27 protein-coding genes are annotated in these 24,075 nt (G+C 25.6%); 1 reads left to right on the top strand and 26 read right to left on the bottom strand.

The genetic code is table 11. The features are described from left to right. Positions 1–4: 4 nt before the first annotated feature. The 3 genes from FMAG_RS00510 to FMAG_RS00500 form a co-directional block, all read right to left on the bottom strand. Positions 5–2,170: a Tex family protein gene (locus FMAG_RS00510; protein ID WP_005883016.1), complete on the bottom strand. Its 2,166-nt coding sequence runs from the start codon at positions 2,168–2,170 to the stop codon at positions 5–7. Between the two features lie 342 nt (positions 2,171–2,512). Further along, positions 2,513–3,712, bottom strand: a complete 1,200-nt coding sequence (locus FMAG_RS00505) for an argininosuccinate synthase (protein WP_005883013.1) — start codon at positions 3,710–3,712, stop codon at positions 2,513–2,515. Between the two features lie 25 nt (positions 3,713–3,737). Next, complete coding sequence (locus FMAG_RS00500) at positions 3,738–4,466, bottom strand: basic amino acid ABC transporter substrate-binding protein (RefSeq protein ID WP_005883012.1); 729 nt, start codon at positions 4,464–4,466, stop codon at positions 3,738–3,740. Positions 4,467–4,894: 428 nt separating this feature from the next. On the opposite strand from FMAG_RS00500, the gene brnQ reads away from it, so the two are divergent. Further along, positions 4,895–6,169 (top strand): branched-chain amino acid transport system II carrier protein, encoded by a 1,275-nt coding sequence (brnQ, locus tag FMAG_RS00495; protein WP_005883010.1) that lies wholly within the window; start codon positions 4,895–4,897, stop codon positions 6,167–6,169. Between the two features lie 292 nt (positions 6,170–6,461). On the opposite strand, the gene dcd is transcribed toward brnQ, so the two are convergent. From dcd to FMAG_RS00385, 23 genes are all read right to left on the bottom strand, one after another. Further along, on the bottom strand, positions 6,462–7,049 hold the full coding sequence (gene dcd / locus FMAG_RS00490) for a dCTP deaminase (RefSeq protein WP_005883008.1): 588 nt from the start codon (positions 7,047–7,049) through the stop codon (positions 6,462–6,464). After that, the gene (locus tag FMAG_RS00485) at positions 7,033–8,103 is read right to left on the bottom strand and encodes a hypothetical protein (protein WP_005883006.1); all 1,071 of its coding nucleotides are present in this window, start codon (positions 8,101–8,103) and stop codon (positions 7,033–7,035) included. The genes dcd and FMAG_RS00485 overlap by 17 nt, the downstream gene beginning before the upstream one ends. Positions 8,104–8,370: 267 nt before the next feature. Further along, positions 8,371–8,772, bottom strand: a complete 402-nt coding sequence (locus tag FMAG_RS00480) for a hypothetical protein (protein ID WP_005883004.1) — start codon at positions 8,770–8,772, stop codon at positions 8,371–8,373. Between the two features lie 42 nt (positions 8,773–8,814). Beyond that, complete coding sequence (locus FMAG_RS00475) at positions 8,815–10,356, bottom strand: hypothetical protein (protein WP_005883002.1); 1,542 nt, start codon at positions 10,354–10,356, stop codon at positions 8,815–8,817. A 107-nt stretch (positions 10,357–10,463) separates the two neighbouring features. Next, on the bottom strand, positions 10,464–11,747 hold the full coding sequence (locus tag FMAG_RS00470) for an HD domain-containing protein (RefSeq protein ID WP_005883000.1): 1,284 nt from the start codon (positions 11,745–11,747) through the stop codon (positions 10,464–10,466). After that, positions 11,744–12,199 carry a DUF4231 domain-containing protein gene (locus FMAG_RS00465; protein WP_005882997.1) on the bottom strand — a complete coding sequence of 152 codons (456 nt, stop codon included), beginning with the start codon at positions 12,197–12,199 and terminating at the stop codon, positions 11,744–11,746. The genes FMAG_RS00470 and FMAG_RS00465 overlap by 4 nt, the downstream gene beginning before the upstream one ends. Positions 12,200–12,377: 178 nt before the next feature. Then, positions 12,378–14,009, bottom strand: a complete 1,632-nt coding sequence (locus tag FMAG_RS00460; RefSeq protein ID WP_005882995.1) for an AAA family ATPase — start codon at positions 14,007–14,009, stop codon at positions 12,378–12,380. A 245-nt stretch (positions 14,010–14,254) separates the two neighbouring features. Beyond that, entirely contained in the window at positions 14,255–15,067 is an 813-nt protein-coding gene (locus FMAG_RS00455; RefSeq protein ID WP_005882993.1) for an ATP-binding protein, read from the bottom strand. A 259-nt stretch (positions 15,068–15,326) separates the two neighbouring features. Continuing rightward, the gene (locus FMAG_RS00450; RefSeq protein ID WP_005882991.1) at positions 15,327–16,376 is read right to left on the bottom strand and encodes a hypothetical protein; all 1,050 of its coding nucleotides are present in this window, start codon (positions 16,374–16,376) and stop codon (positions 15,327–15,329) included. A gap of 252 nt (positions 16,377–16,628) precedes the next feature. After that, on the bottom strand, positions 16,629–16,796 hold the full coding sequence (locus tag FMAG_RS13710) for a hypothetical protein (protein WP_005882989.1): 168 nt from the start codon (positions 16,794–16,796) through the stop codon (positions 16,629–16,631). Between the two features lie 142 nt (positions 16,797–16,938). Further along, positions 16,939–17,376: a hypothetical protein gene (locus FMAG_RS00445; protein ID WP_005882987.1), complete on the bottom strand. Its 438-nt coding sequence runs from the start codon at positions 17,374–17,376 to the stop codon at positions 16,939–16,941. Further along, positions 17,346–19,145, bottom strand: coding sequence for a toxin-antitoxin system YwqK family antitoxin (locus tag FMAG_RS00440; protein WP_005882985.1), 1,800 nt, complete (start codon positions 19,143–19,145; stop codon positions 17,346–17,348). Before FMAG_RS00440 ends, FMAG_RS00445 begins: the two co-directional genes overlap by 31 nt. 46 nt (positions 19,146–19,191) lie before the next feature. Beyond that, a complete protein-coding gene (locus FMAG_RS00435; protein ID WP_005882984.1) occupies positions 19,192–19,551 on the bottom strand; it encodes a hypothetical protein in 360 nt (119 codons plus the stop codon). 21 nt (positions 19,552–19,572) lie between these two features. After that, positions 19,573–20,145: a hypothetical protein gene (locus FMAG_RS00430; RefSeq protein WP_005882982.1), complete on the bottom strand. Its 573-nt coding sequence runs from the start codon at positions 20,143–20,145 to the stop codon at positions 19,573–19,575. 26 nt (positions 20,146–20,171) lie between these two features. Beyond that, complete coding sequence (locus tag FMAG_RS00425) at positions 20,172–20,675, bottom strand: hypothetical protein (protein WP_005882980.1); 504 nt, start codon at positions 20,673–20,675, stop codon at positions 20,172–20,174. 179 nt (positions 20,676–20,854) lie between these two features. Continuing rightward, positions 20,855–21,376, bottom strand: coding sequence for a JAB domain-containing protein (locus FMAG_RS00420; protein ID WP_005882978.1), 522 nt, complete (start codon positions 21,374–21,376; stop codon positions 20,855–20,857). A gap of 50 nt (positions 21,377–21,426) precedes the next feature. Then, on the bottom strand, positions 21,427–21,888 hold the full coding sequence (locus FMAG_RS00415) for a hypothetical protein (RefSeq protein WP_005882976.1): 462 nt from the start codon (positions 21,886–21,888) through the stop codon (positions 21,427–21,429). A gap of 111 nt (positions 21,889–21,999) precedes the next feature. Next, positions 22,000–22,260 (bottom strand): hypothetical protein, encoded by a 261-nt coding sequence (locus FMAG_RS00410; protein ID WP_005882974.1) that lies wholly within the window; start codon positions 22,258–22,260, stop codon positions 22,000–22,002. After that, positions 22,260–22,544: a hypothetical protein gene (locus tag FMAG_RS00405; RefSeq protein WP_005882972.1), complete on the bottom strand. Its 285-nt coding sequence runs from the start codon at positions 22,542–22,544 to the stop codon at positions 22,260–22,262. The genes FMAG_RS00410 and FMAG_RS00405 overlap by 1 nt, the downstream gene beginning before the upstream one ends. Position 22,545: 1 nt before the next feature. Beyond that, positions 22,546–22,806, bottom strand: a complete 261-nt coding sequence (locus tag FMAG_RS00400) for a hypothetical protein (protein ID WP_005882970.1) — start codon at positions 22,804–22,806, stop codon at positions 22,546–22,548. Positions 22,807–22,817: 11 nt separating this feature from the next. Further along, entirely contained in the window at positions 22,818–23,453 is a 636-nt protein-coding gene (locus tag FMAG_RS00395; RefSeq protein WP_005882968.1) for a Rad52/Rad22 family DNA repair protein, read from the bottom strand. Positions 23,454–23,469: 16 nt separating this feature from the next. Further along, positions 23,470–23,763 (bottom strand): hypothetical protein, encoded by a 294-nt coding sequence (locus FMAG_RS00390; protein ID WP_005882966.1) that lies wholly within the window; start codon positions 23,761–23,763, stop codon positions 23,470–23,472. Between the two features lie 14 nt (positions 23,764–23,777). Beyond that, entirely contained in the window at positions 23,778–24,074 is a 297-nt protein-coding gene (locus tag FMAG_RS00385; protein WP_005882964.1) for a hypothetical protein, read from the bottom strand. Position 24,075: the final 1 nt, after the last annotated feature.

Below are 24,075 nucleotides of genomic sequence, written 5' to 3'. Positions count from 1 at the left end.
ACAACTATTTCTCCTTTTTAGTTAATCCTACTCTCTCTCTCTCTTTATCAATATCTTTTATTCTAACCTTTATAATTTGCCCAACTGATAAAACTTTACTTGGATCATCTATAAACTTATTTGAAATCTCAGAAATATGTAAAAGTGCATCATTTTTTAATCCAATATCAATAAAAGCTCCAAATTTTACAACATTTCTAACTGTTCCCTCTATCTCCATTCCAGGTTGTAAATTCTCTATTTTTAAGATATCTGATTTTAAAAGTGGTTTTTCAAAACTATCTCTTGGGTCCCTTCTATCTCTTATTAAAGCTTCATATATATCTTTTACTGTTTCTACTCCATATTCTTTTTCTTTAGCAAATTTAGCATAATCAAATTCTTTTAATTTCTCCCTAGCCACATTTAAATCTGCTCCATACTCATCTACTGTAAGCCCAGATTCAGCTAATAATTCTATAGCTTTATGATAAGATTCTGGATGAATTATTGTATTATCTAATACATTTTCACCGTCTACTATTACAAGGAAACCAGCCATTTGCTCATAAGCTTTTGCACCAATTCCTTTTACTTTTAAAAGTTCTTTTCTATTTTTAAAATTTCCATTTTCCTTTCTGTAATCAACTATATTCTTAGCCATATTTTTCTTTATTCCAGAAATATGTGAAAGTAATGCCCAAGAAGCAGTATTCAAATTTGCCCCTACACTATTTACAACATATGCTATAACTGCATCTAATGATTCATCTAATTTACCTTGATTTACATCATGTTGATACATTCCTACACCTATAGATTTAGGATCTATCTTAACTAATTCAGCAAGTGGATCTTGTATTCTTCTTCCTATTGAAATAGCTCCTCTCACTGTTACATCTAAATCTGGAAACTCTTCAGCTGCTATTTTTGAAGCTGAATATATTGAAGCTCCTGCTTCATTAGCTATAAGATATTTTGTATTTAAGTTATTTTTTCTAATTACATCAGCTACAAAACTCTCTGTTTCTCTTGAAGCAGTTCCATTTCCTATTACTATTATATCTATATTATATTTTTTTACATAGTCCACTATCTTTTTTTCAGCCGTTTCTAATTGTTTTGGTGTATGCATATCTGCTACTAAGAAAAATACATCATTTCCTATATAAAAACCATTTTTATCTATTATAGCTACTTTACATCCTGTTCTATATCCTGGGTCAAGTGCTAGTATGCTTTTTTCTTTTAAAGGTGCTTGCATCAAAAGATTCTTTAAATTCTCTTTAAATACTTTAATTGCCTCTTCTTCTGCTTTATCTGTTAAGATATTTCTTACCTCTCTCTCAATAGATGGAAGTATTAATCTGTCTAATGCATCTACTACTATTTTTTGATAAGTATCTTGAAGATTTTTGTTTTTAAAATCCTTCAATATGACTCTCTCTACTCTTATTCTTATTTCATCTTCAAATTCTATTGAAACAGTTAGTACTTCTTCACTCTCTCCTCTATTTACAGCTAAAATTCTATGAGAAGGCATCTTAGATATAGGCTCATTATATTGATAATAATCTGAGTAAACTTTTTTTATATCTAATTCTCTTGCTTTTTTACTCTCTTTAGTTGCAATTATTCCTTTAGTAAGCATTATCTCTCTTATTTGCTCTCTATAAGTAGGAGTCTCAGATATATTTTGAGCCAATATAAGCATAGCTCCTTCTACTGCTTCCTCTACACTAGGAACTTCCTCTGTTATAAACTCCCTTGCTTTTTCAATTACATCTTCGTTTGATAGAGCTTCTAACATATAGTTAGCAAGTGGTTCTAATCCTCTTTCTTTTGCTGTATCTGCCTTTGTTTTTCTTTTTTTTCTATATGGGAAATATATATCCTCTACTTCTTGAAGTTTAGTTGCCAAAGCTACTGATTTTACTATCTCATCAGTAAGTTTTCCCTGTTCCTCAATAAGTCTAATTACCTCTTCTTTTCTCTTCTCTAAACTTCTCTGATAAGTAACTGTTTCTAAAATTTTTCCAATCTCTATCTCATCAAGATTATTAGTAACTTCCTTTCTATATCTAGCTATAAAAGGTATAGTCGCCCCCTCGTCTAAAAGCTGCATAGTGTTTGTTATTTGAGCTGGAGATAATCCTAACTCCTTAGCTACTTGTTCAAATATCTTTTCCATATTTCACCTTTATTTTTTCTTTATTATAATTATGAACTTCCTTATATTATACCAAAACTTTATTAGCTTGTCTAACAAAAAAGAGTTGTTAATCTAATAAAAATTATTAGCTTTTAACAACTCTTTTTTCTATTTATTTCTATATTTTAATTCATAAATTCCTTGTATCATAGTTCCTATTAAGCAAAAAAGTAAAGTTTAGTGTACACAAACTTCTTACTCTTTTAAGTCTTTTTTATCAAAATATAAATTAATTAGAACTTCAAAAATAAAAAACAACCATTAAACCAAATTTAATGATTGTTTTCTTTTATTTATAAAATAATTAACTTATTATAAAAACTATTTTCTTAATAGACTTTCTATTTTTATTGGTAATCCAAATAGATTAATAAATCCTTCTGCATCTTTTTGATTATATACTGTATCTTCGTCAAATGTTGAGAAATCTTGAGAATATAGAGAGTAATCTGATTCCATTCCATTTAAAATAATATTTCCTTTGTATAATTTTAAATTTACTATTCCTGTTACATACTTTTGAGTTTCCTCTACAAAAGCTGAAAGAGATTTTCTATATTTAGTGAACCACTGTCCATTATATATTAATTTAGCCATATCATGAGATAATTTCATTTTAGCTTGAAGAGTATCTCTATCTAAACAAAGTCTTTCTAACTCTTCATGAGCAAAATATAATATTGTTCCTCCTGGAGTTTCATACACACCTCTTGATTTCATTCCTACAAGACGATTTTCTAATAAATCTAATACTCCAACTCCATGTTTTGCCCCTATATCATTTAATTTATTAATTAGAGTAACTCCATCTAGAGCTTCTCCATTTAATTTTGTAGGAACACCTTTTACAAATTCAATAGATATGCATTCAGCAGTATCACTTGCCTTTTCTAAAGGAAGTACCCATTGAAGTACATTATCATATTTAGGTGCATTAGCTGGAGATTCTAACTCTTGTCCCTCATGGCTAATATGGAAAAGATTTTCATCTCTACTATATGTAACTCCCTCTTTAAATGGTAAATCTATATTATGAGATTTTAGATATTCTATCTCTTGTTTACGAGATTTTATATCCCAGACTCTCCAAGGAGCTATTATTTTTATATTAGGAGCTAAAGCTTTTACTCCTAACTCAAATCTAACTTGGTCATTTCCTTTTCCAGTTGCTCCATGTGCTATATAATTAGCTCCCTCTTTTAAAGCTATCTCTACTAAAGCTTTAGCTATTACAGGTCTTGCGATTGATGTCCCTAATAGATATTCGTTTTCATATTTAGCTCCTGATTTTAACATAGGAAAAATAAAATCATTTACTAACTCATCTTTTTTATCTACTACATAGAATTTAGAAGCTCCAATAGCTAGTGCTCTTTTTTCTACTTCCATAAAATCATCTTTTTGACCTACATCTACTGAAACAGCTATTACTTCCACATCATTATAGTTTTCCTTTAACCATGGTACAATTACTGAAGTGTCAAGCCCTCCTGAATAAGCTAATACTACCTTTTCTTTCATTTAAAATCCCTCTCCTCTGTTTTAATTATTTCTCAGAAAAATATTTTTTTATTAATTTATCATAAGTTCCATTTGCTTTTAACTCTGTTAAAGCTTTATCAATATCTTCAACTAACTCTTTATCATTTTTTCCTACTGCTATTGCATACTCCTCTTTTGCTACATCTGTGTTGATTAACTTCAACTCTGGATTTTGTTTAGCATAATTTTTAGCTGGTTCAGAATCTAATACAACTACATCTATTTTTTGTGCTTTAAGAGCCATAATAGCTTCTGATGTAGCATTATATCTATGAACTTTCACTCCCTCTATCTCACTTACTGCTATATCTCCAGTATATCCTAGCACAACTCCTACATCATGACCTTTTAATTCATCAAAAGATTTTACAACTGGATTTTTTTCATGAACTAACATCATTTGATTTGATTCATAATAAGTTTGTGAAAAGTTTACAAATTTCTTTCTCTCTTCAGTAGCTGTCATTCCAGCTATAATTACATCTAGTTTTTTAGCTTGAAGAGCTGGAAGTAGTCCATCAAAAGCTATATTTTTCCATTCTATCTCTTTCCCCATAGATTTTGCTATCTCTTCCATCAAATCCACATCAAATCCTACAATTTCACCATTTTGTAGATATTCGAACGGTTCAAACTCTGCATTTGTTCCTACATAGAGCTTATCAGCTCCAAAACTAAGCCCAGATACAGCAAACATAGAAACTAAAACCGCCTTTAAAAATAATTTTTTCATAAAATCTCCTCCTAAAATGTTTTATAGTTTAATATAGTGATAAATAAAAAACAGATTAACATCTTTTGAATGCTAATCTGTTGATAACAAAATATATATATGATTCTATATCCAAATACTCCCCAATACTAGATATATATCATTTTTGAAAGTCTCAAGAAATATTATACACCTAAGTATTAAAAAATATTCCTTCTGGAAGAATCAATAAAAATATTAACAGACTCATTACAAAAGAAATTATATATAGTTGTATTATATTTCCTGTTCCTTAATAATGTTGTCATTAACATTTTCTCTTCCTCCTTTTCCTTGATTCGAAATAATCTTATCACAATATTTCTTTGTTGTCAATATTTTTTTATTTTAGTTTGACATTGATAAGATATTTTTATAAAATATATATAAAATATTAATAGGAGGAGTTTATGTATAAGAAAAAAGATGTTATTATTACAGGCTTTGCCCTGTTTGCTATGTTATTTGGTGCTGGAAATCTAATTTTCCCTCCAATGGTTGGGTTTATAAATGGAAATGAATGGTCTTTAGCTACATTAGGATTTATATTGACAGGAGCGGGATTTCCTCTTTTAGCAATATTTACTTCTGCCTTTGCTGGTAAAGACTTAGATAGTTTTGCAGAGAGAGTTTCCCCTAAATTTGCTAAATTTTTTAATATTGCTCTTATTCTTTCAATAGGACCGCTTCTAGCATTACCTAGAACTGGAGCTACTGCTTTTGAAATGATTTTTTCTAAAGATATTTCAAACTACAATACTTATAAAATAATTTTTATCATAATTTTCTTTGGAGTTTCACTACTTTTCTCTTTAAAATCAAGTAAAGTTGTAGATAGAGTTGGAGCTATCCTTACTCCTATTCTTCTAATTGTTTTAGCTCTTATTATATTTAAAGGGGTTTTCTTTCCAATTGGAGAATCAATTTCTCTTACTAAAGAGTTACCTCCATTTAAATATGGATTTTTAAATGGTTATCAAACTATGGATACTTTAGCTGCTATTGTATTTTCAGATATTATTCTAAAATCCATTAGAAAAGATAAAAATTTATCTGAGAAACAAGAGTTTTCTTTCTTAATTCAAACAAGTATCATAGCTATTGGAGGATTAGCTATTGTCTATGGTGGACTTGGTTTTATTGGTAGTACTGTTACTAATATTTTACCTTCTGGAACTGGAAGTGTAGATTTACTTACCTCAATAGTTAAACTTCTTCTAGGAAATTTTGGAAAAATTATTTTAGCTATCTGTGTAACAGGAGCTTGTATCACTACTGCTATTGGACTTACTGCAACAGTAGCTGACTACTTCAGTGATTTAACAAAAATTTCTTACGAAAAATTAGCTATTATAACTACAATAATTAGTATTATTTTTGCAATGTTTGGTGTAGATATTATTATAAAACTTGCTGTACCAGTTTTAGTATTTTTATACCCTATTGCTATTGCTCTAATATTCTTAAATATTTTAAAAAATAAAATTAAAAACGATAATATATTCTTAGGTACTGTTATTGGAGCAGGGATAATAAGTTCTTTTGAAGCTCTACAAGCTATTGGATTAAAATTAAGTTTTTTAGATTCTCTTTTCTCTAATCTTCCTTTTGATTCATTAGGACTTGCTTGGGTATGCCCAGCTATCCTTACTGGAATAATCTTTAAATTTATTCCTAAAAAATAAATTAATTAAATTTTTACACCTCTTAAAACAGAGGTGTTTTTTTATAACTTTTTAAACATAAAGAAAAAACCCCACAAACATTGAGTTTGTGAGGTATATAATTCCATGCAAATTATCTTTTTGAGAATTTGAAATCCTTGATTTTATTGGTATAAATATACCTTTTGTTACCTATGTGTTACCTACAAGGGTATTTTTAAGTATTTTTTTAATGATTTTAAGAAATTTTTCTTTATATTTTTATTTTTTTATTATAATATTTAAAAATATATAAAATTATATTTATCTATACCTATTTCATAAAATTTGATAATATTTGTAAATCTGTATCCTCATATATAATAGAAATTTTAGGTTCAATATTTGCTATATATTTTGCTTCTTTTAATTTAGAATAATCTTTATATTCAAAATTTTCTCCTTTGAATAAACTTAATTGTATAATTCTCATTCCAACTTTTAATTTAATTGGAGTTATTCCTTTATTTATTAATTCTAATGTTAAACTTCCTCTATAACCTGAATGTACCATAGAAGCTATTTGAATTCCTAATCTATTTAAAGAAGACCTTGTATATATATTTCCAACTATATTGTTAGGTATTTTTAAAAATTCAAAAGTTGTAGCTAAAACAAGCTGATTTGGGTACAGTATAAATTCTTCTCCAAAATCTCTAACTGAGGTTTCGAAAAATTTTTCTAAATTCTTTTTATTAATATCAATAAATCCTTCTCTAACTAATTTTGAAACTTTGAATATATTTCCTAATCTTAAATCTATACTTGATTGTCCAATTTGATTTTTACTTAATAATGGTGTTACTATTAATTGAGATTCATTTATTAAATTTTCAATTTCTTCCTTAGCTATTAATTTCATTGTTTAACCACCTACTATGAATATCTGACGCTAATATTGCTTTCTTTATAAGATTATCGACAATTTCCTTTATTTCAAAGTCTTTAAAAGAATAATCTTCACTATTTAAAGTTTCTTTTATTTTATCATATTCCAAAAGATAGGCTATCCAACCGGCATTTAAGATACTTATTTCATCAATAGGCTCTCCTTTAATTTCATTTGGTGGAATAACATTAATTATTTTTTCAACTGCATGTGGAACAATAACCTTTAATTTTGAAAAGTCATATATTAAATTATCAGATAGTATCTTTAGTTCATTAATTACAGAATCTATTAAAAAATCACTTTCATCTTTTAAAAATTCTTCTAATAAAATAAAAATAATATTATTATTTTCAATTATAGATTCATTCCAAATTTGATAATATTCTTCTATTAAGTCTAATGTTTTTTTATTTGCATAATTATTATATTTTAATTTTTTTAAAGTTTTTATCATCATAAATGTTCTTATAGTATTTCGTGGATGTGTTTCAAAAATATTATCACTAATCTTATGTCTTTCTCCAATCATACTAATTTTTATATTTGAAAATATAACATGTTGATAAGCAAAAAAACTAGCTAATCCATAAAGGCAAATTCCTATTATATCTGCAACAAACTCTTGAATCCAATTTTTAAAATATTTTTTTAATAATAGCACTTTAAATTCTTCTTTTGTTACACTAAGACTAGTTTTTTTCATAGTTTCTTTATAAATTTCCTCAAAAATAGGATTTAGCATATATTTTGCAATAATTTTACCAGTAATATCTAATTTATAATGTAGGTCTAAAAAGTGCCCAAATTCATGTCCCATAACAGCTCCATTTAAAATATCATCTTTATGAAGAATTGGAAAAATTATTTTAATTATTTCAGGAATTTCGTCTTCTTCTAATTTGAAATATATTCCTATCTTTGAACCCATGAATAATGATACTGCATAATTATATTCTAAACATGGTTCAGTTATAAAAAGATGTTTTGAATTTAGCTTTTTTAGAATATTTCTAATAGGAAGCATTATCTCTTTCGGTGTATTTTTTGTATTTAAATTTATAACCGAAGATATTGCATTTTCAAGCCAAGATATAAAATCAGATAAATATACTATATCTTTTTCATCTAAATTATTAAAATTCTCTAATTCTAAAGAAATATTATTTAATATTTTAAATAAATAGTTAACTACTTTTTTAGCATCTAAATTCGGGTAATTTAATAATTCAATTTCTCTAAATTTAGTTTTAAGAATATAAATATTTTCCTTTAAAATTTTTTCTCTATTTTTTTAAATTTTTCCATAAAATTCAATTCCTTTAAAAATCTCTTTATCATTTATCAAGTACTCAATAAACTTTCCTATAAATCCATCTAAAATTTCTATATCATAAACTTTATATTTAACTATTTTATTTATTTCCTTTTTAATATTTATTTCCAACTCTTCAAGTGTAGTATTAATTTCATTAACATAATTTACTGATAATAAGTATGCTTCAAAAGGACTAATATAATTCCATTTTTTATATTCCCCTTTTGAAAAACTTATCGCAATTTCAACTATTTCTTTTTCTATTTCAAAATTAATTTCATCTAATTTTTTTTGTAATTCTATTGCTTCTTTTAATTTATATAATTCGTTTAAAAGTAAAATGTTATTTAATCCATTATTATTACTATTAAAATACATAATTCCCATCCTTTATTTCTCTAAACTGACATATAAAGTTTTTTAATCTCTAATATTATTTTTTTCAACATTAATTCCAATTTCTTTTAATTCTTTCTCCAAATACTCAACATATCTATCTAATATTATGGTGAATTCTTTTTGTGTTAAATTTCTATCTACTCTATTTTTATAACAAAATTTTATATAATTTTCTCTTATTTTCTCATTCCATCTCACAGTTTTCTCATTTACAAAATAAAATGGAAATAGTACATTTCTTTTCTCCTCCAAAATACTGTGAATAAATCTTACTGAAGACCACCATCCTAATATAAATTCTGAATTTTTATAATGGGTTATTTCCTTTTGTCTTAATTTAAAATTTTTTTCATTACAATAAACATAAACTCTTCGTATTTTTTCTTCATAGTCAATTAACTCTTTTATATAAGTTTTCTCGTCAATAATATTATATTTTGATTTAATTTTAGTTAAAATAAGATCCTTTCCTTTTTCACTCTCTCCCTCTTTTTCTTTATTTTCATTAATATTGTCTTTTAAACAAATTTGATATTTATTTATTTTTAATAACTCTCTTATAATTAATTCTAATAAATCTTTCTCAACATCATTTCCTTGAAATTTAGCTTCAAAAATGTCGTCTATTTCATTAATACAGATTATAGCTTCATCTTTTAATTTTTCTATTGTAAAATCCTTTATCAGAGGAATAGTGTAAAAATATTCTCTTAAAGTATTTTTATATTTTGAAACAATAATTAATTTTTGAGCATATATTTTTTTTATTTCTTTTTCATAGTAAAAATAAAATTTACAAATTTTCTCTTTTTCAACTTTATTCAATTTAGCAAATCTTCTAAGATAATTTTTTTCTATTTTTTCATAAACATATTGTAAAATATTTTCAAAGTTTGTTATAATAAATTCAGACTTTAGATAATTTCTATCTAAATTTAATACTTCTTTTGCTCGATAACCAATTATATTAATTATTGCCCATAGATATTTAATTCTTGAAGAAAAAATACTAGCGATATTTTGATTTTTATACAAAAACTCTACTTCTAAACCTTCTCTTTCTTTTTCTAATTCAGGTATGTATACTAGGTATTTATCATTATACTTAATTACTTCATTATCATATTTTATAATTTTTGAAGCAAGTTCTATATTTTTATTTTCTTGTTTTACTTTTATTTGAATAAAAGAATATTTATTAATGTCCTCAATCTCTTCTATAATCTTATATATCTTAAAATCTAAATTATTTTCTTGTAATGGATCAAAGTCAATTCTTTTATATTCTAAATATTCCCTATCATTTTTTAAAGTTTTATATTCAAAACTTAACTTAGTTCCTATTTCTTGTTTATAATTTAATTTTACTTTTCGGAAATAAATATTTCCACTTTCTTGTTTTTCTGCAGATGGTTTAATCAAATCAACATCTATCACTTCTGGTGTATAAAAAGATCTACTTTCTATTCTAACTTTATTAGTTAATAAAAATATACTTTGAAATCCTATCCCAAAATTTCCAGAAGGTTTTAACCAATTCGGCATATCATTTATTTGAAGCATCTTAGTTTTATCTTTATAAGAACTTCCCGCTTCAATTAAATATCTTAATCTTCTTCTGTCAATTCCAATACCTCTATCTTCAATACAAATATCCCAATAATTATATTCTACATCTTCATCTGATTTTTGAAGATTTTTTTTATGCTTATAATAATTTCTTTTCCTTTAAATAATTTTTTTATTTCTTTTATTGAAATTTCTTTTTTTTTCAAAATTTCTTCTCTTTTTTCCTCAAATATTCTTAGATACGTTGCATCCATTGAGTTTTGTAAAATTTCCCTTAAAGCATTTTCTTTCCTATTATATATAGATGCTCCAACTAATAATTCTAGTACATTATTAGTATCCACTGAAAATTTTGGTTTATATTTTGTATCGATATATTCATAATCTTGAATATCAATTTTTAGCTCTCCTAATCTAGGAAGAATCCCTTTAAAATTATTAGGAATAATTAATTTCCAATTATATAGTTGATTATTGTATTCTTCCCGAATATAATCAAACCATTTTCCAGTAACTTCTGCTACTTCATAACTTTCTTTTCCACAATTAATACTTGCTGTAATTTCAATTTTTTCTTCATCTATCCAAATATGACTAATTGATCTATGCTTTTCTAAATGAAATTTTGAATCTTTTGGAATTATATCAATTATATTTTTTATTATACTTGGAGAAATTCTATTATTATCAATATCTAACAAATCACCCATTCTTAATAAACAAGCTATAAACCTAGGATGTCCAAGCTCTCTTCCTATTCCACTTTCTTTTTTAGGCAAATCCATTATTTCTTCAAAACTCTCTCCATGTACTTTTGATATAATTGAAAGTATATAGTAAATTCTTTCAGGTAATAATTTACTTTTATTGAATACTACATTCTTAATATCTTGTGCATGAGTCCTTCTTTTGTATGAAGAAATTAAAAACTTCATGTTATATTCAAGAGTTATATTATATTCTAAATTTTCATAAAATATTTTGTCATCCTTTATTTTGAATGTTTTAGTAAATTTATTCATAGGATGTGATGGTGTTTCACATATTTCTTTAAGATAAGAAATAAAGTCATTATTCTTTAAAGTTCTTTCAGCTTCTTCTCTTGATATATACATTCCACAATCATGTAAGTATGAAGCTTCTAATAATAACCATATATCAAAAGAAGATAAGTTTCTCAATTCTTCTTCACCAAACATTCTTAAAATATTAGTTAAAATTGTTTCAGAGTGATTATTTCCGTGATCTGTATAATTAGAGTAGTAGTCTCTAATTCCTAATAGTATATCTTCATACAATTTTTTATCATATTCCCATTGTGTAAAATAATCGTAACTGTTGTCTAATTTAGATTTCTCTTCTAAAAGTCTTTCAAAGTAATTCATTTTTTCTCCCCACTTTTAAATTTAGTATTTATCCATACTTTTCTTTCTTGTAAATTAATCTCCTCAACTTTTGAAATTAAAATAGCTTCTTTATTTCCAACACTATACTCCTCTAAATTGCTTGCACATTTTATACACTCACTTTTTATTTCTTCAGTAGACTTTCTATATCTATACCATGAATCTTTAAAATTAAAAATTGCTAAACACCCTGTTAAAAAAGTTACTAATGCTGAAATAATAGTTATATATTTTCTTTCTGCATTAAATTCATTAATTACAGGAATTGAAATATTTAATAGAAAGCTGAAAAAAGTTAAAATATAGTACCATTTCTTATTAGAATCAGCTTTCTTTATATTCCATTGCATAATTTGTAATATTCTTTTAGAAATAATATCATTTTTTATATCTCTCACATATATTTCTAATGATTTTAATTCTTCTTCCATTTATTTTTACTCCCCTTAATATTTTTATTATTTATTGTTTCTAATTTATAGTCATTTCTTTCTTTGATTATATCATAGTACACAATAAAATTCTATATTACACTAAAAATAGTGAAGATTTTACCCTCCACTATTTTAGTAACTCATTAACACTATACTATCAATAATAATTTTATTTTTAATAATAAGCTATGGCTTTTTTCCCATCAAAAACTAAACCAATCTTTACTATATCCTTTACTCCATTTTTCTTTAATAGAGTTTCATATTTTTTATCTTCTATTTGATTAAAAGCTTTTTCTGCTTCTTTTTCTATATCATTGGTATTAGCTCTTTTTAGTTCTAAAATATATCCTGCCCAAGCTTTATTTCTTGGCTCTAAAATTATATCAGCTCTTCCATAACCACTCTCCATATTGGGATGCATTATATAATAATCATCTAAAGCATATAAGAATCCCCCTAATAATGCTTGATAAGGATTCTCATACTTTTTAGTTGTATCATAGAAACTAATAGCATTAACAACTACATCTTCTAAACTTTTTATTATTTGAGATATATTCTTAGTAACCAAAGCTTGAATCAAACTTCCAACATTGTTACTCTCTCTAAAAATAGCATCTACAAATAAGCCTTTAAATAGTTTTTGTATCTCTTTATTAGGTAGTCTTAAGGTAAACATTGTTTCACTAAGTTTTTCCTTAATTGTTAGATATCCAGAGAATAACATTATCTCCCAAATATTATTAGGAGAAAGGTTATCTCCCATTCTTATACTTTCATTGATATAGACTATTATATCCTTGCCATTTATCAAGTCATTTAAGTACTCAAATACAGTTGAGTTTGAAGCTAATAACATATTTAATATTAAAGCATTTCCAGAAGTATTTACCCAATGAGATTTTAACTCCTTACTTTGTACAAATTTTAAAATACTCCAAGGATTATATATTTCATCTTTTCCAAAACTATAACCATCATACCACTCTTTTACCTCTGGCATCTCATACCCTATATCATAATAATCTAACATAGCTTTCACTTCATTTTCTACTAATCCAAAACTATTGCTATACTCATTATTTAATATTGTGTAGTTTGTAAAGTTATTTAAATCAGAAAATATTCCTGCTTGAGCTACTCTTATTATTCCAGTAAGTACTCCCATCTGTAAGTATTCATTTGTTTTAAGTACCTCTCCATAGAAAGCCTTTAAAAAATCTTTCATTTCTGTATAGTAGCCTTTTTCATAAGCTGATATTATTGGAGAGTCATACTCATCTATTAATACTACTACCTTTTGATTATAATATTTATATAATAATAGTGTTAAAAATGATAATGCAGTTTTTAATTCTCCTTCATCACTTTCTTTATTGAGCAATCTTTTAAATATTTTACTCTCACTTTCTGATAAAATAGGAGTAATTATTTCCTCAAATTGATTATATAACTTAAATATTTTACCTTTGATTTCTATAATTATATCTTTCCATGTATTACCAGTTATTCCTTTCAAGCTAAGAAATATTACAGGATATTTTCCTTGTTCCTTCATCATAGGAGAGTTTTCTATATATAAGCTCTTGAATAATTTTCTATTCTCATCTTTATTTTCTATATCAAAGAAATATTTAAGTGTAGACATATTAAGTGTTTTTCCAAATCTTCTAGGACGACAAAATAGTTTTACTTCTGCTCCATCATTTAGTATATCTTCTATAAACTTTGTCTTATCTATATAATAATAATTTTCTTCAATTATTTTTTTAAAATCTTCTACTGCAATAGATATTTTTTTCATGGCTATATTACTCTCCTTCCTTAAATATATAATATTTATTATACCACAGTATAAAGAAAATCCCTATTTTATTTTATAACTAACATTTTTTCCTTATGTTTCTACTACTCTATCAATCCTAACACTAATCTAACACATCTTAACACAATAATATCCTATACTATCACTGATAGCAATTCAACTTTAAATTTATAATTTTTCACGTTTTCCAATATATTTTTTAGCTTAAATCTCACGTTTTCCAACTATTTTGATGTTTTTATCTTATAACTAATATTTCTACCATCTCTAATCTTTTCTATCAATTCCAGCTCTAACATCTCCTTAAGATAGTTCACTACACTTGTACTCTTAAGTTCTAGGTGTTCTTGTATCTCTTTATTATTTGCTGTTCCTCTCTTCTCCATAAACTCTAGTACTCTTCTATATTTGTCATTTATAACCTTCCCATTGATTGTGTACTCTGGTTTAGGTAAAATAACTTGGAATACTCCACCAATAGACTTAAATACTGGTTTTACTTTATACTCCTTATATGCTGATAATATCTCTTGGATTCCCTCTCCATTCCCTTTAGTAATACCTATCTCTTGAAATACTCTCATTAGATTAAGATTTCTTAATACTGATATACCTAGCTCTATTCCTTCCATTGTTAAATTACCTATTAATTCACCTAAAGAGGTAAATTCTATTCTATCTTTATATATTCTTATGATAGAATCTCCCTTATAACTATAATCTCTATGTAGAATTATATTTTTAAGAGCTTCTATTAGTGCTTTTATTGGATATTTCATTTCATTTGATATTTGTATCAACTTTTCTTTTATACCTACATATTGAGCTATTAAAGAGCCTGTAACTATCTCTACCTTCTCATTATCTGTATAGTCTATAAGTTTTACTCGATGAGTACACTGGTCTGATAATAATATTCCCTCATAATTTACCTCTCCGTTATTAGATAGCAGATTTAATTCTACTAATTTTTCATCTGTTAATTCTATTCCTAATCTATCAAATTCTTTCTCAAGTTGTGTAAATGAATACTCCATTTCCTCTCTTCTCCTTATTATATATTATTATCATTATTATATCATAATATTATAATATATGATTATATAATAAAAATATGGGAGATATATAAAACAAAAACTTGACTTTTTTTATTTTTTAATATATATTCATAAATGAATATATATTAAAATTTTTAGAACAAAATATAAATCCCATTAATTTTTTTAAAAATTTTATCATAAATATTATCATAATATAAGATAGGTAATGACATAGTGTCACTACCTACTTTATTTTTTAATCAAGTAAATATGTTGTTTTTATTTGTGCTTCTATTTTCTTCAAAGTACCATACACATCCATTAAAATAATATTATGTGTATTTTCATATTGTATTAAAACTTGTCTTACTCTAGTAATAGCATTTTCGCGAGTATTTTCATTATCAATGCTTATTCCGAATGCTCTTCTTACTATCTCATAATCATATATTATTTGCTGATTTTGATAAATAAAATTTGCATAGTTAATCTTTCCATTATTTCTTTCAGCTATTAACTTTTGGCTTAATATATTTGCCCAATAATTGTATAACTCATCTATTACCTTAAAATCTAAAATATTCTCTAAAATATAATTTTTGTAGCTAAGAAAGTAATTTCCCAATATATCATAATTAGCAAAATCATAAATCCCTATTAGATTTCTTAACCTTATTCTCTTTGATACTTCCATTCTTATTCTTTGTGGTAAGTCTTTATAGGTATTAAATATACTTTCTTTCATATCTTCATCTAATTTTTCTGATAAATTCAAAGCTTGATTATACACTTCTAATCTATTGTTATAACTCTTTCCAACACTACCGTTTGGAGCATAAATTAATGTTTCATAACCTTTATTGATAAGGTCTAAATATGCTTTAGTTCTAGCATTTTCTATCTTTCTATCATATACATGAGCAAAAATATAATAGATATTTTCATAACTTGCAAACTCTTCTGTAGTTTCCATTAGATATGTAAAAGGAATATCTACTCTATTTAAAGATATTCCTTCTATATAGTTACTCCATAAAATATCAGATAAAAAATTATTAACAAAATGATTTTGAACTTGAAAACATTCACTTCTTTTAGTGATTAAGTAAGCATTTGTTCCAGCAAAAAATCTTGGATATGATATTTTTATTATAATTTTTTTAGCACTAGAAAAACTAAGATAATTACAGTAATTATATCCAAAAGGACTCATTAATCCTTCTATTTCTCTTTTCATTGTTTCTAGTTCTTGAATAGTTAAATTAATATGATCTTTGATTTTTAATCCTATTTCTATTGTATCCATTATAATTCCTCCTAAAAAATTAAATAATTAATAAAATAAAGTATTAATTTCAGTGAGCATTGAATTCGTATAAAACCTCATAATCGGTTTTATACTCATTTTTCCTGCTCACTTTAGTAAAAAAATAAAAAAAATACCTAAAATTATGAAAATATCCATAGTTTTTTAGGTATTTAAAAAAATTAGAGTTTTTTATATAAATTATGAAAAATTTAATACCCCCAAATATATAGGGGGATAAAAATAGAAAAGTTATTTTTTAGTTATAGTAATAGTCTTTGTTTTTTCATCATAATTGACTAAAACTTTTCTATTAGCGGGTGTAATACCCATGTCAGTTAACATTTTTTTAGATAGACTTATTCCATATTGTTCAGCTACTCCTTTACTAGAACTTCTATAAGTTAAGTTTTTTTCCATAATAAATAGACCTCCTTTCTTTATGATATACACGTACATTGTTATAGTTACTTAATAAAAGTATCAATATAATATACATGTATATTGTTGTACATATATAAAAAAAGAAGCTACTATTTAAAGTAACTTCTTTAAAGACTTATTAAGCTCCCCAAATTTGACTTGCCTTTTCATGACACTTTTCTATTCTAACTTGTAATTCTTGTAATTTTTTCTTTTCTTCTGATGTTAGATTTTTATTTAAAGAATAAATAGGTATATTACTTCCCATCCCTTCATTTAAACTTATGCTAATAGAATACCCTATTTCTTCATCTTTAGTTTTAATATACTCTTCTACTTCTTTTTCTATATTTTTAACAAAATTTTCTAATTCAATAAAATTAATATCTTTATCTTCATATATAGCTTCAAATGGTCCATCAGAATATGATTTTACTCTTCCACTAGGATAATATTCTACTCTTGGAGTATTCCATTTTTCTTGTTCTTCTATTTCATCAGCTATGTCATTAATATCTTTCCCATCCATATAAATGATAGTTTCAATTAAATTACCATTAGCATCATATTTTTCCATTCTCCTTCTCTTACTCCATTTTTATATTCTCCTTTTAATTTAAGATAACTTCTATAATTTTTAAGCCCATATTCTTCATAATTCCAAATAAGATTATTATTTTGGTCTAAATAGTATTTTTTCTCTATATAGTAACTATAAGAATCAACATATTTATACTCTTGTACATATTTATATTCATTTTCAGTTAATTGAATTTCTTTTATACGATTATTATTTTTATATTCATTTATTGTCTTTAATTCTCCATCTTTATATATCTCTTCTTTTTCTAAGTTCCCTTTAGTATTATAATACTTCCAAGTCCCATCTTTATAAGCTACATCAAATTTAGGTGGATATGTTTTATATGTACTTTCTTGTTTCTTTTTTCCATTTTCATAATACTCTGTAACTTCTCCATCATATATTCTCTTTCCAGCTACAAGTAGACTAGGATATGATTTTTTCATTTTTCCATTTTTATAATATTCCTTAACATTTGCATAATGATATATATTACTTGAACTATATTTTACAAGCTCTTTAATTGCTCCATTCTCATAATACTCTTTAGAATTATCAATTAACTTACCATAGTAATATTTTTTCGTACTTTTTAAGTTACCATTTAAATACCACTCTTTACTTTCTCCATGTTTTCCAAAATCTTTCCATACTTCTTTTTTGATTACTTTATCATTTTCATATTCAGTAATAACTTTTAAACCTGTAATTATATTTGTATAAACATCCTTTAAAGTTTTAATTTTAAATAATTTTGATATATCCATTACATAGATAATCATATCTTCTTTATCTAAATGCCTTCCTTGTATTTTATAGCCACCATCTACTTCATCTAACATCCCAGTATCCAAATCAATAGTTCCTTTTACATTTCCTTCACTATCAAAAGATCTAATTATATTATCTTTTTCAAATTCTATTATTTTATTTCCATCTTTAAAAAATTTAAAAGTTGATTTTGCTTTTCCATTTACTTCTTTTCTTTCAAAATCTAATGTATTTTCTCCTAATAAATTATAAACTTTTACTTTTATTGGAAGTTCTCCCTTAAAGTACTCTGCTTCTATATATCTTTCACCTAAATAATTATATATAATCTGTTTTGTAATATTATTATTCTGGCTTTCCTCTATTTTTAAAGCAATTGTATTTCCGTTATCATCTTCATCTAAAAAAATATATTTTTGTTTCCCTTCTATATAACCATTAATAATAGGGTTATATTTTAAAAATTCTAATGCCAGTTCTTCTTGTTCCTTTGTTATTGTTACTAATTTATTATTATAATAGTATTCTAAATAATCTGTTAACTGAAAACTACCATTTTTATCTTTAAATATTTTCCATTTTATCTTTACATTTTCATAATCACTAACTAAGTAATTATCTATTATATAAGTATGTAATTGAGGTATTCTTAATGATTTTACTAACTTAATCTCTTTTTTAAATATTTCATTAAATCCATCACTTTTATTTATACCACCAGCTTTTAATATTCTAGCTAGTCCAATACTTTCTAAATTTTCTTTTGTTCCTCCTTTAAGAGCTCCTTTACCATATAGTTCGACTATTAAGGAATCAACAATTAATCTATCTTTTATAGTAATTATATTTGGATTTTTACTAGTTACTCTATTTATTAACAATAAAGCTTGTTTTTCTCCTTCTGTTAAAGTTTTTATATCTTTTTCTGTTATTTCTTTATCTCCACATCCCATTAAAATTATCATCATTATTAATATAACTAATTTTTTCATATACTCTCCTATCATTTTATAAAAAGAGATTGGTTTTTACCAATCCCTATTCATACATTTTTTCTAATAATTCTCTATATACATATACGTCATAAGGAACTTCATCTACTTCTATTGCATTAAAAGTAAAACTTCCATCTGATTCAACTAAATATTGCAAAATAACTTCAACTTCTAAATCTCCATATAGGATTTTTCCACTAACATTAACATATGTATTTCCATCTGTTCCTGTTATTTTCTCCCATGTTGGATCCTCAAAAAATCCTTCTACAGCTTCTCCTAAAGTTTTATTTTCATACCCATATAAGGTTGCATTTTTTAGTGATTTCACTTCTTTAGACTCCATACAAGCTAAAAATAAAGTACTCAATAAAATAGCCACTATTATTTTTTTTATATTCATATGATAATCCCCCTCTTACATTTAATTATTTTCCTTTGTATCTTTAATTTTTATATTCTCATCTGTAAAAACTCTTAATCCAACTCTTCCTATTCCGTTATCTAGTAAACACTCTAAATGCCCACTATTTTTATGCCCTCTATATGTTCCTAATTCATCTACAAAAATATTAAATATAGGAATAAATGCTAGAATCTTATTAAATGTTGAATTTTCTAAAAGTTTTGGTAAACGTTTTTCTATATTACGAGTTGCATTTTGAAATTGTTTATCTGTTATATCTATTGTTGCTATTCCATCCTTACATTTTTTATAGTTTTCTAATAAATTAACTACTTCTTTTAATTCACTAAATATCTCTTCATCTTCACCATGTGGTTTAATTATTTTATAAGCAGAAAAGGCAATTCCTATTCCTCCAAATATCTTATATATTATTCCATCTGAACTTTGGACTGCTAAAACTAATACTGCTATAGCAATTGAACGAGCTATAATATTTCCTAATGTTCCTAATTTTTGATTTTGATATGTTGTTGTTAATTTCTCATATAGTTCTTCTTTAGAATATTTACATAAATCATTAATTATCATTTTAAATCTCTCCTTTTATCTTATTTTTAAGAAATAACTCTTAATTGTCCTACATAATACTCTCTTTCATTTACTTCTAGTTTTAAATAACCAGTTTCTTTACACCTAAATATTTTTTCTATCCTCCCTTCTACTATTCCACTAGGAGTATCTATCTTCAATACTCGATATTCCTTATTAGCTGAACTCAAAAATATTATCTTTTCTCTGAATAGATTCATCTCTCTTAAAAATGGTACTAAAACTGCATAAGATGAAAAAATCTCTCTTATTACTTCAGACTCATTAATATTTTTTAATTCACTTAGTAACTCTGAATAGTATCTTTGATTTGCTTTACTTAAATTAAATTGTAAGTACTCTTTCTCCTCAAATATCATCTCCTCTTGGTATCTTGATCTAAACTTTAAGGAGAATTTAAAGAGAATCTCATTACACAACTTTTCCTTTGTTATTCCAAAAAATCTACAGTCTTTTTCTATAACATCAATTATTAATCTAGGTACTAAAACTCTCATTTTCTTCTTCAATTTCTCTTCTCCTTAAACTTCCAATATACTATTTCTATTATATAATCTAATCCAAACCTTTTAAATACATACGTTTTTCTATTTTATCTTTCTTTTTATAGAAAGCTTTTTCTTGTTTTAAGTTCCTATTTTTATAAAAAAATTTTTATTTTATATAGGTTCTAATGAGTTATTTGTATCTAAATTAGTCCTTCTTCTCTAAAACTAAAATACTCATCATCCCCTATTATCATATGATCTAACACCATTACGTTTATCTTTTCTAATAATTCTTGAAGTGCTTCTGTTAGCTGTATGTCCTGTTTACTTGGTCTAAGATTTCCACTTGGGTGGTTATGTGCTAATATTACTCCTGCCGAGTTATATCTCAATACTTCCTCTAGTACTACTCTTGGATATACTGCTGATTTATCTATAGTTCCATAAAATAGTGTCTTTTCAGCTATAAGTTTATTAGCATTATTTAGAAATAGTATTTTAAATTCCTCATTATTTCTTGGAGATAAATTTATCTTTAAAAACTCAAGAAGGTTTTCTTTATTCTTTATAGTAGTTAAATCTCTTCTTTTTATTCCTTCTTTGCTGATGTAGTGTATAAGCTCTTTTAGTTCCTCTATCTCTTGTGTTCCTTCGTAACTTCTCATTTTGTAAATTACTTCTTCTTTATCTTTACATTTTAAAAACTTTAATATCTTTTTCATAAGTTTCCTCCAAATAAAGTAAAAGGACTCCTTTATAGGAGCCCTTATCATTAATCATCTATGTTATCTTCCATATAATAAGTATTATACTTATCTTCAAATCTTTTCATATATTCTTCATACTCTTGAGCTACTTTCTTATAGTTAGTTTCCATCACTATATAGCCTTTACGATGTGATCCATAGCCATGGTCTAATCCTATCTCTGAATAATCTCTACTGCATAGGTATTTACTCTCTGCTCTTTTAAAAGATAGGAAGTACTTTCCTGTTAGTAAATTCTTCTTTACCTTTGGAGATAAGCTTTTCTTTGATGTACTAAGTCTACCTATTATTTCTTTTTCATTGATATATCTAAAGCTAAGTAATTCTCTATCATCATATATTGAAAATGTCCTTTGAAAAGCTTGTAAAGCTTCTTGAAATGTATCATATTCATTTATCGTATATTCTGATAACTTTGGTTTTTTCTTATCTTTTGTTGCTATTGCCATATGTAAGTAAAATTTCATTTTTTATCACTCCTCTTATTTTTTATTAATAATTCCATCTATAGCTGTTACTGCTGTTCCTACTGCTACTAATATTCCTCCAACTATTCCTAACATGTTAATTCCTCCTCTTTATGCTACATATTTTCTATATACATTTAAAAACTCTGCTATATCTTCAATATTATTTACATTTAAACTTTCATACTTAATATAAAAGTTATATAGACTAGCTATACTCATATCCTTATCAACATAAGCTCCAGTATTCTTGAAATACCTATAAATCTTATTATAGAATACTATCTTAAAGGCTCTCTCAAATATCTCTTCCTTATTTAGTGCTAGTATAGAGCTTTTGAATTTCAAATACTCTTCTGTTAATCTATCCATTAGTTATCCTCCAATCTTTTTATATATGCTTCTATGAGATTTTGTGTATCTTCAAATCTTCTTACAATATAGTCATCACTTTCCATATAGAAGTAATATAAGTCCTTAAGTGATTTTATCTTTTCTAAATCTCTTACCTTTATATCTCCATACTCAAGATAATTCATAACATCATTATAAAATTTTATCTGTTCTGCCATAGAATAAACTTCTCTACTATCTTTTTCTAAGGTTTCCTTTTCAAATACTATATACTCATCTAGTAACTTTTGATAATTCTTCATTTTAATTCTCCCTTCTAAAATAGTTTTCTAAGTATATTTCTACCTTTGGATATTTTCTTCTATTCATTTTATATAGGTAATAAATTGTAGATAATGAAGATATTCTTTCAAAATCTATTTCTTTATTATCTTTCAAATAAACCATAACATCAGTATAGAACTTTAACTCTTCCATAATCCCCTTTACCTGTTTTTCAAATCTCTCTAATAGATTTTTCCTTATAATTCTGTATTCTTTAAATAATTGAATATATCTCTCCATAATATCTCCCATTAAGCTATCATTTCTGCACATGCTTGTGATATTTTCTTATCTTTGGCATTAGCTCTTAGATATTTGATGTAATTAATGTCTTTCTCATAAATCTCTTGTAGTGTCATTCCTTTGTATTTTCCAAACTCTATTACTATCTTAGTACTTCCTACTACCTTAGGTTCGTCTTTTTCTGCTTCTAATTTCCTAAATGTTAGGTTGTTATCTTCAAGTTCTAACTCTGGTTCTACTGTAAATACATATCCTTTTCCTTGCTGTCTTACTGGATACCATCTATTTTTAGCTTTGTATAAATATCTTCCTATTCCAAATCCACTACTTGCTACTCTTTTAAAAGCATTAGATATTCCCCCTTTTATACTTTCATACTCTGTCATACTTGCTCCATCTTCTTTAGTTATCCATCTATCATTGATTTTGATAGATAGAGAACAGATAAATCCTGCTGATACTTCCCTATATGATACAGTCCAACCATCTATTCCAAATAGCTCATCTAATCTATTTTGAATAGCTCTTGCTTGTACATAAGCAAGAGCCAATCCCTCCATCTTATCCTTGTTTACTGCTCCAACTCTAAATTCCAATTCCTCTCTAGCAAATGGTTCTCTTAACTTTTCTAATAACTTATCCATACTCTCAATCCTCCTTTTAATATTCGCTTGGAAACATGATAGTCCAATATTCTCCAAATGTTTCATCTAATTCTAATACTGCCCATACTTTACACTCTTTAACTTCATAACTTAGGTCAAACTCTCTTTTATCCTGTGGTTCTTCCTGTCTATTAATCATCTTTTTTCCTTTGAACTCAAATATCTGAAATGGGTCTAGTCCTTGAGTTTCCTCTTTCTCTTCCTTTAACCTTATAGCTGATACTATCATTAGTAATGCTCTTACATCTAAATCATGTCTTATTAGTGGTGTCATAAATATAGTTCTCATTGTATCTCTCCTTTTTAAATTCTTACTCCTATAATTACTTCTTTACTTAAGTTATTTACTACTAACTTTCCATTTAAAATATCTTGGAATATGTATCTTGAATCATCATCTGGAATATCTACAATAGATAAATTAGTCTTATTCTTTTGCTTAATTTCCTCTAACATTTCCTTGATAACTGCTTTAGGAATTTTAGGAATATTTCTATTAGTTTCAGATAGTGATATACTTACTACCTTTCTAACATTAATTTTCTCCATCTCTTCTATTAATTTCTCTAATATTTTGATAACTCTCTTTGTACTTAGCATA

Origin of the sequence: Fusobacterium mortiferum ATCC 9817 (assembly GCF_000158195.2) — a bacterium.
In the GTDB taxonomy this organism is placed as follows: domain Bacteria; phylum Fusobacteriota; class Fusobacteriia; order Fusobacteriales; family Fusobacteriaceae; genus Fusobacterium_A; species Fusobacterium_A mortiferum.
Note: the sequence above shows the minus strand (reverse complement) of the source record. Positions and strands in the feature narration are given on the sequence as shown.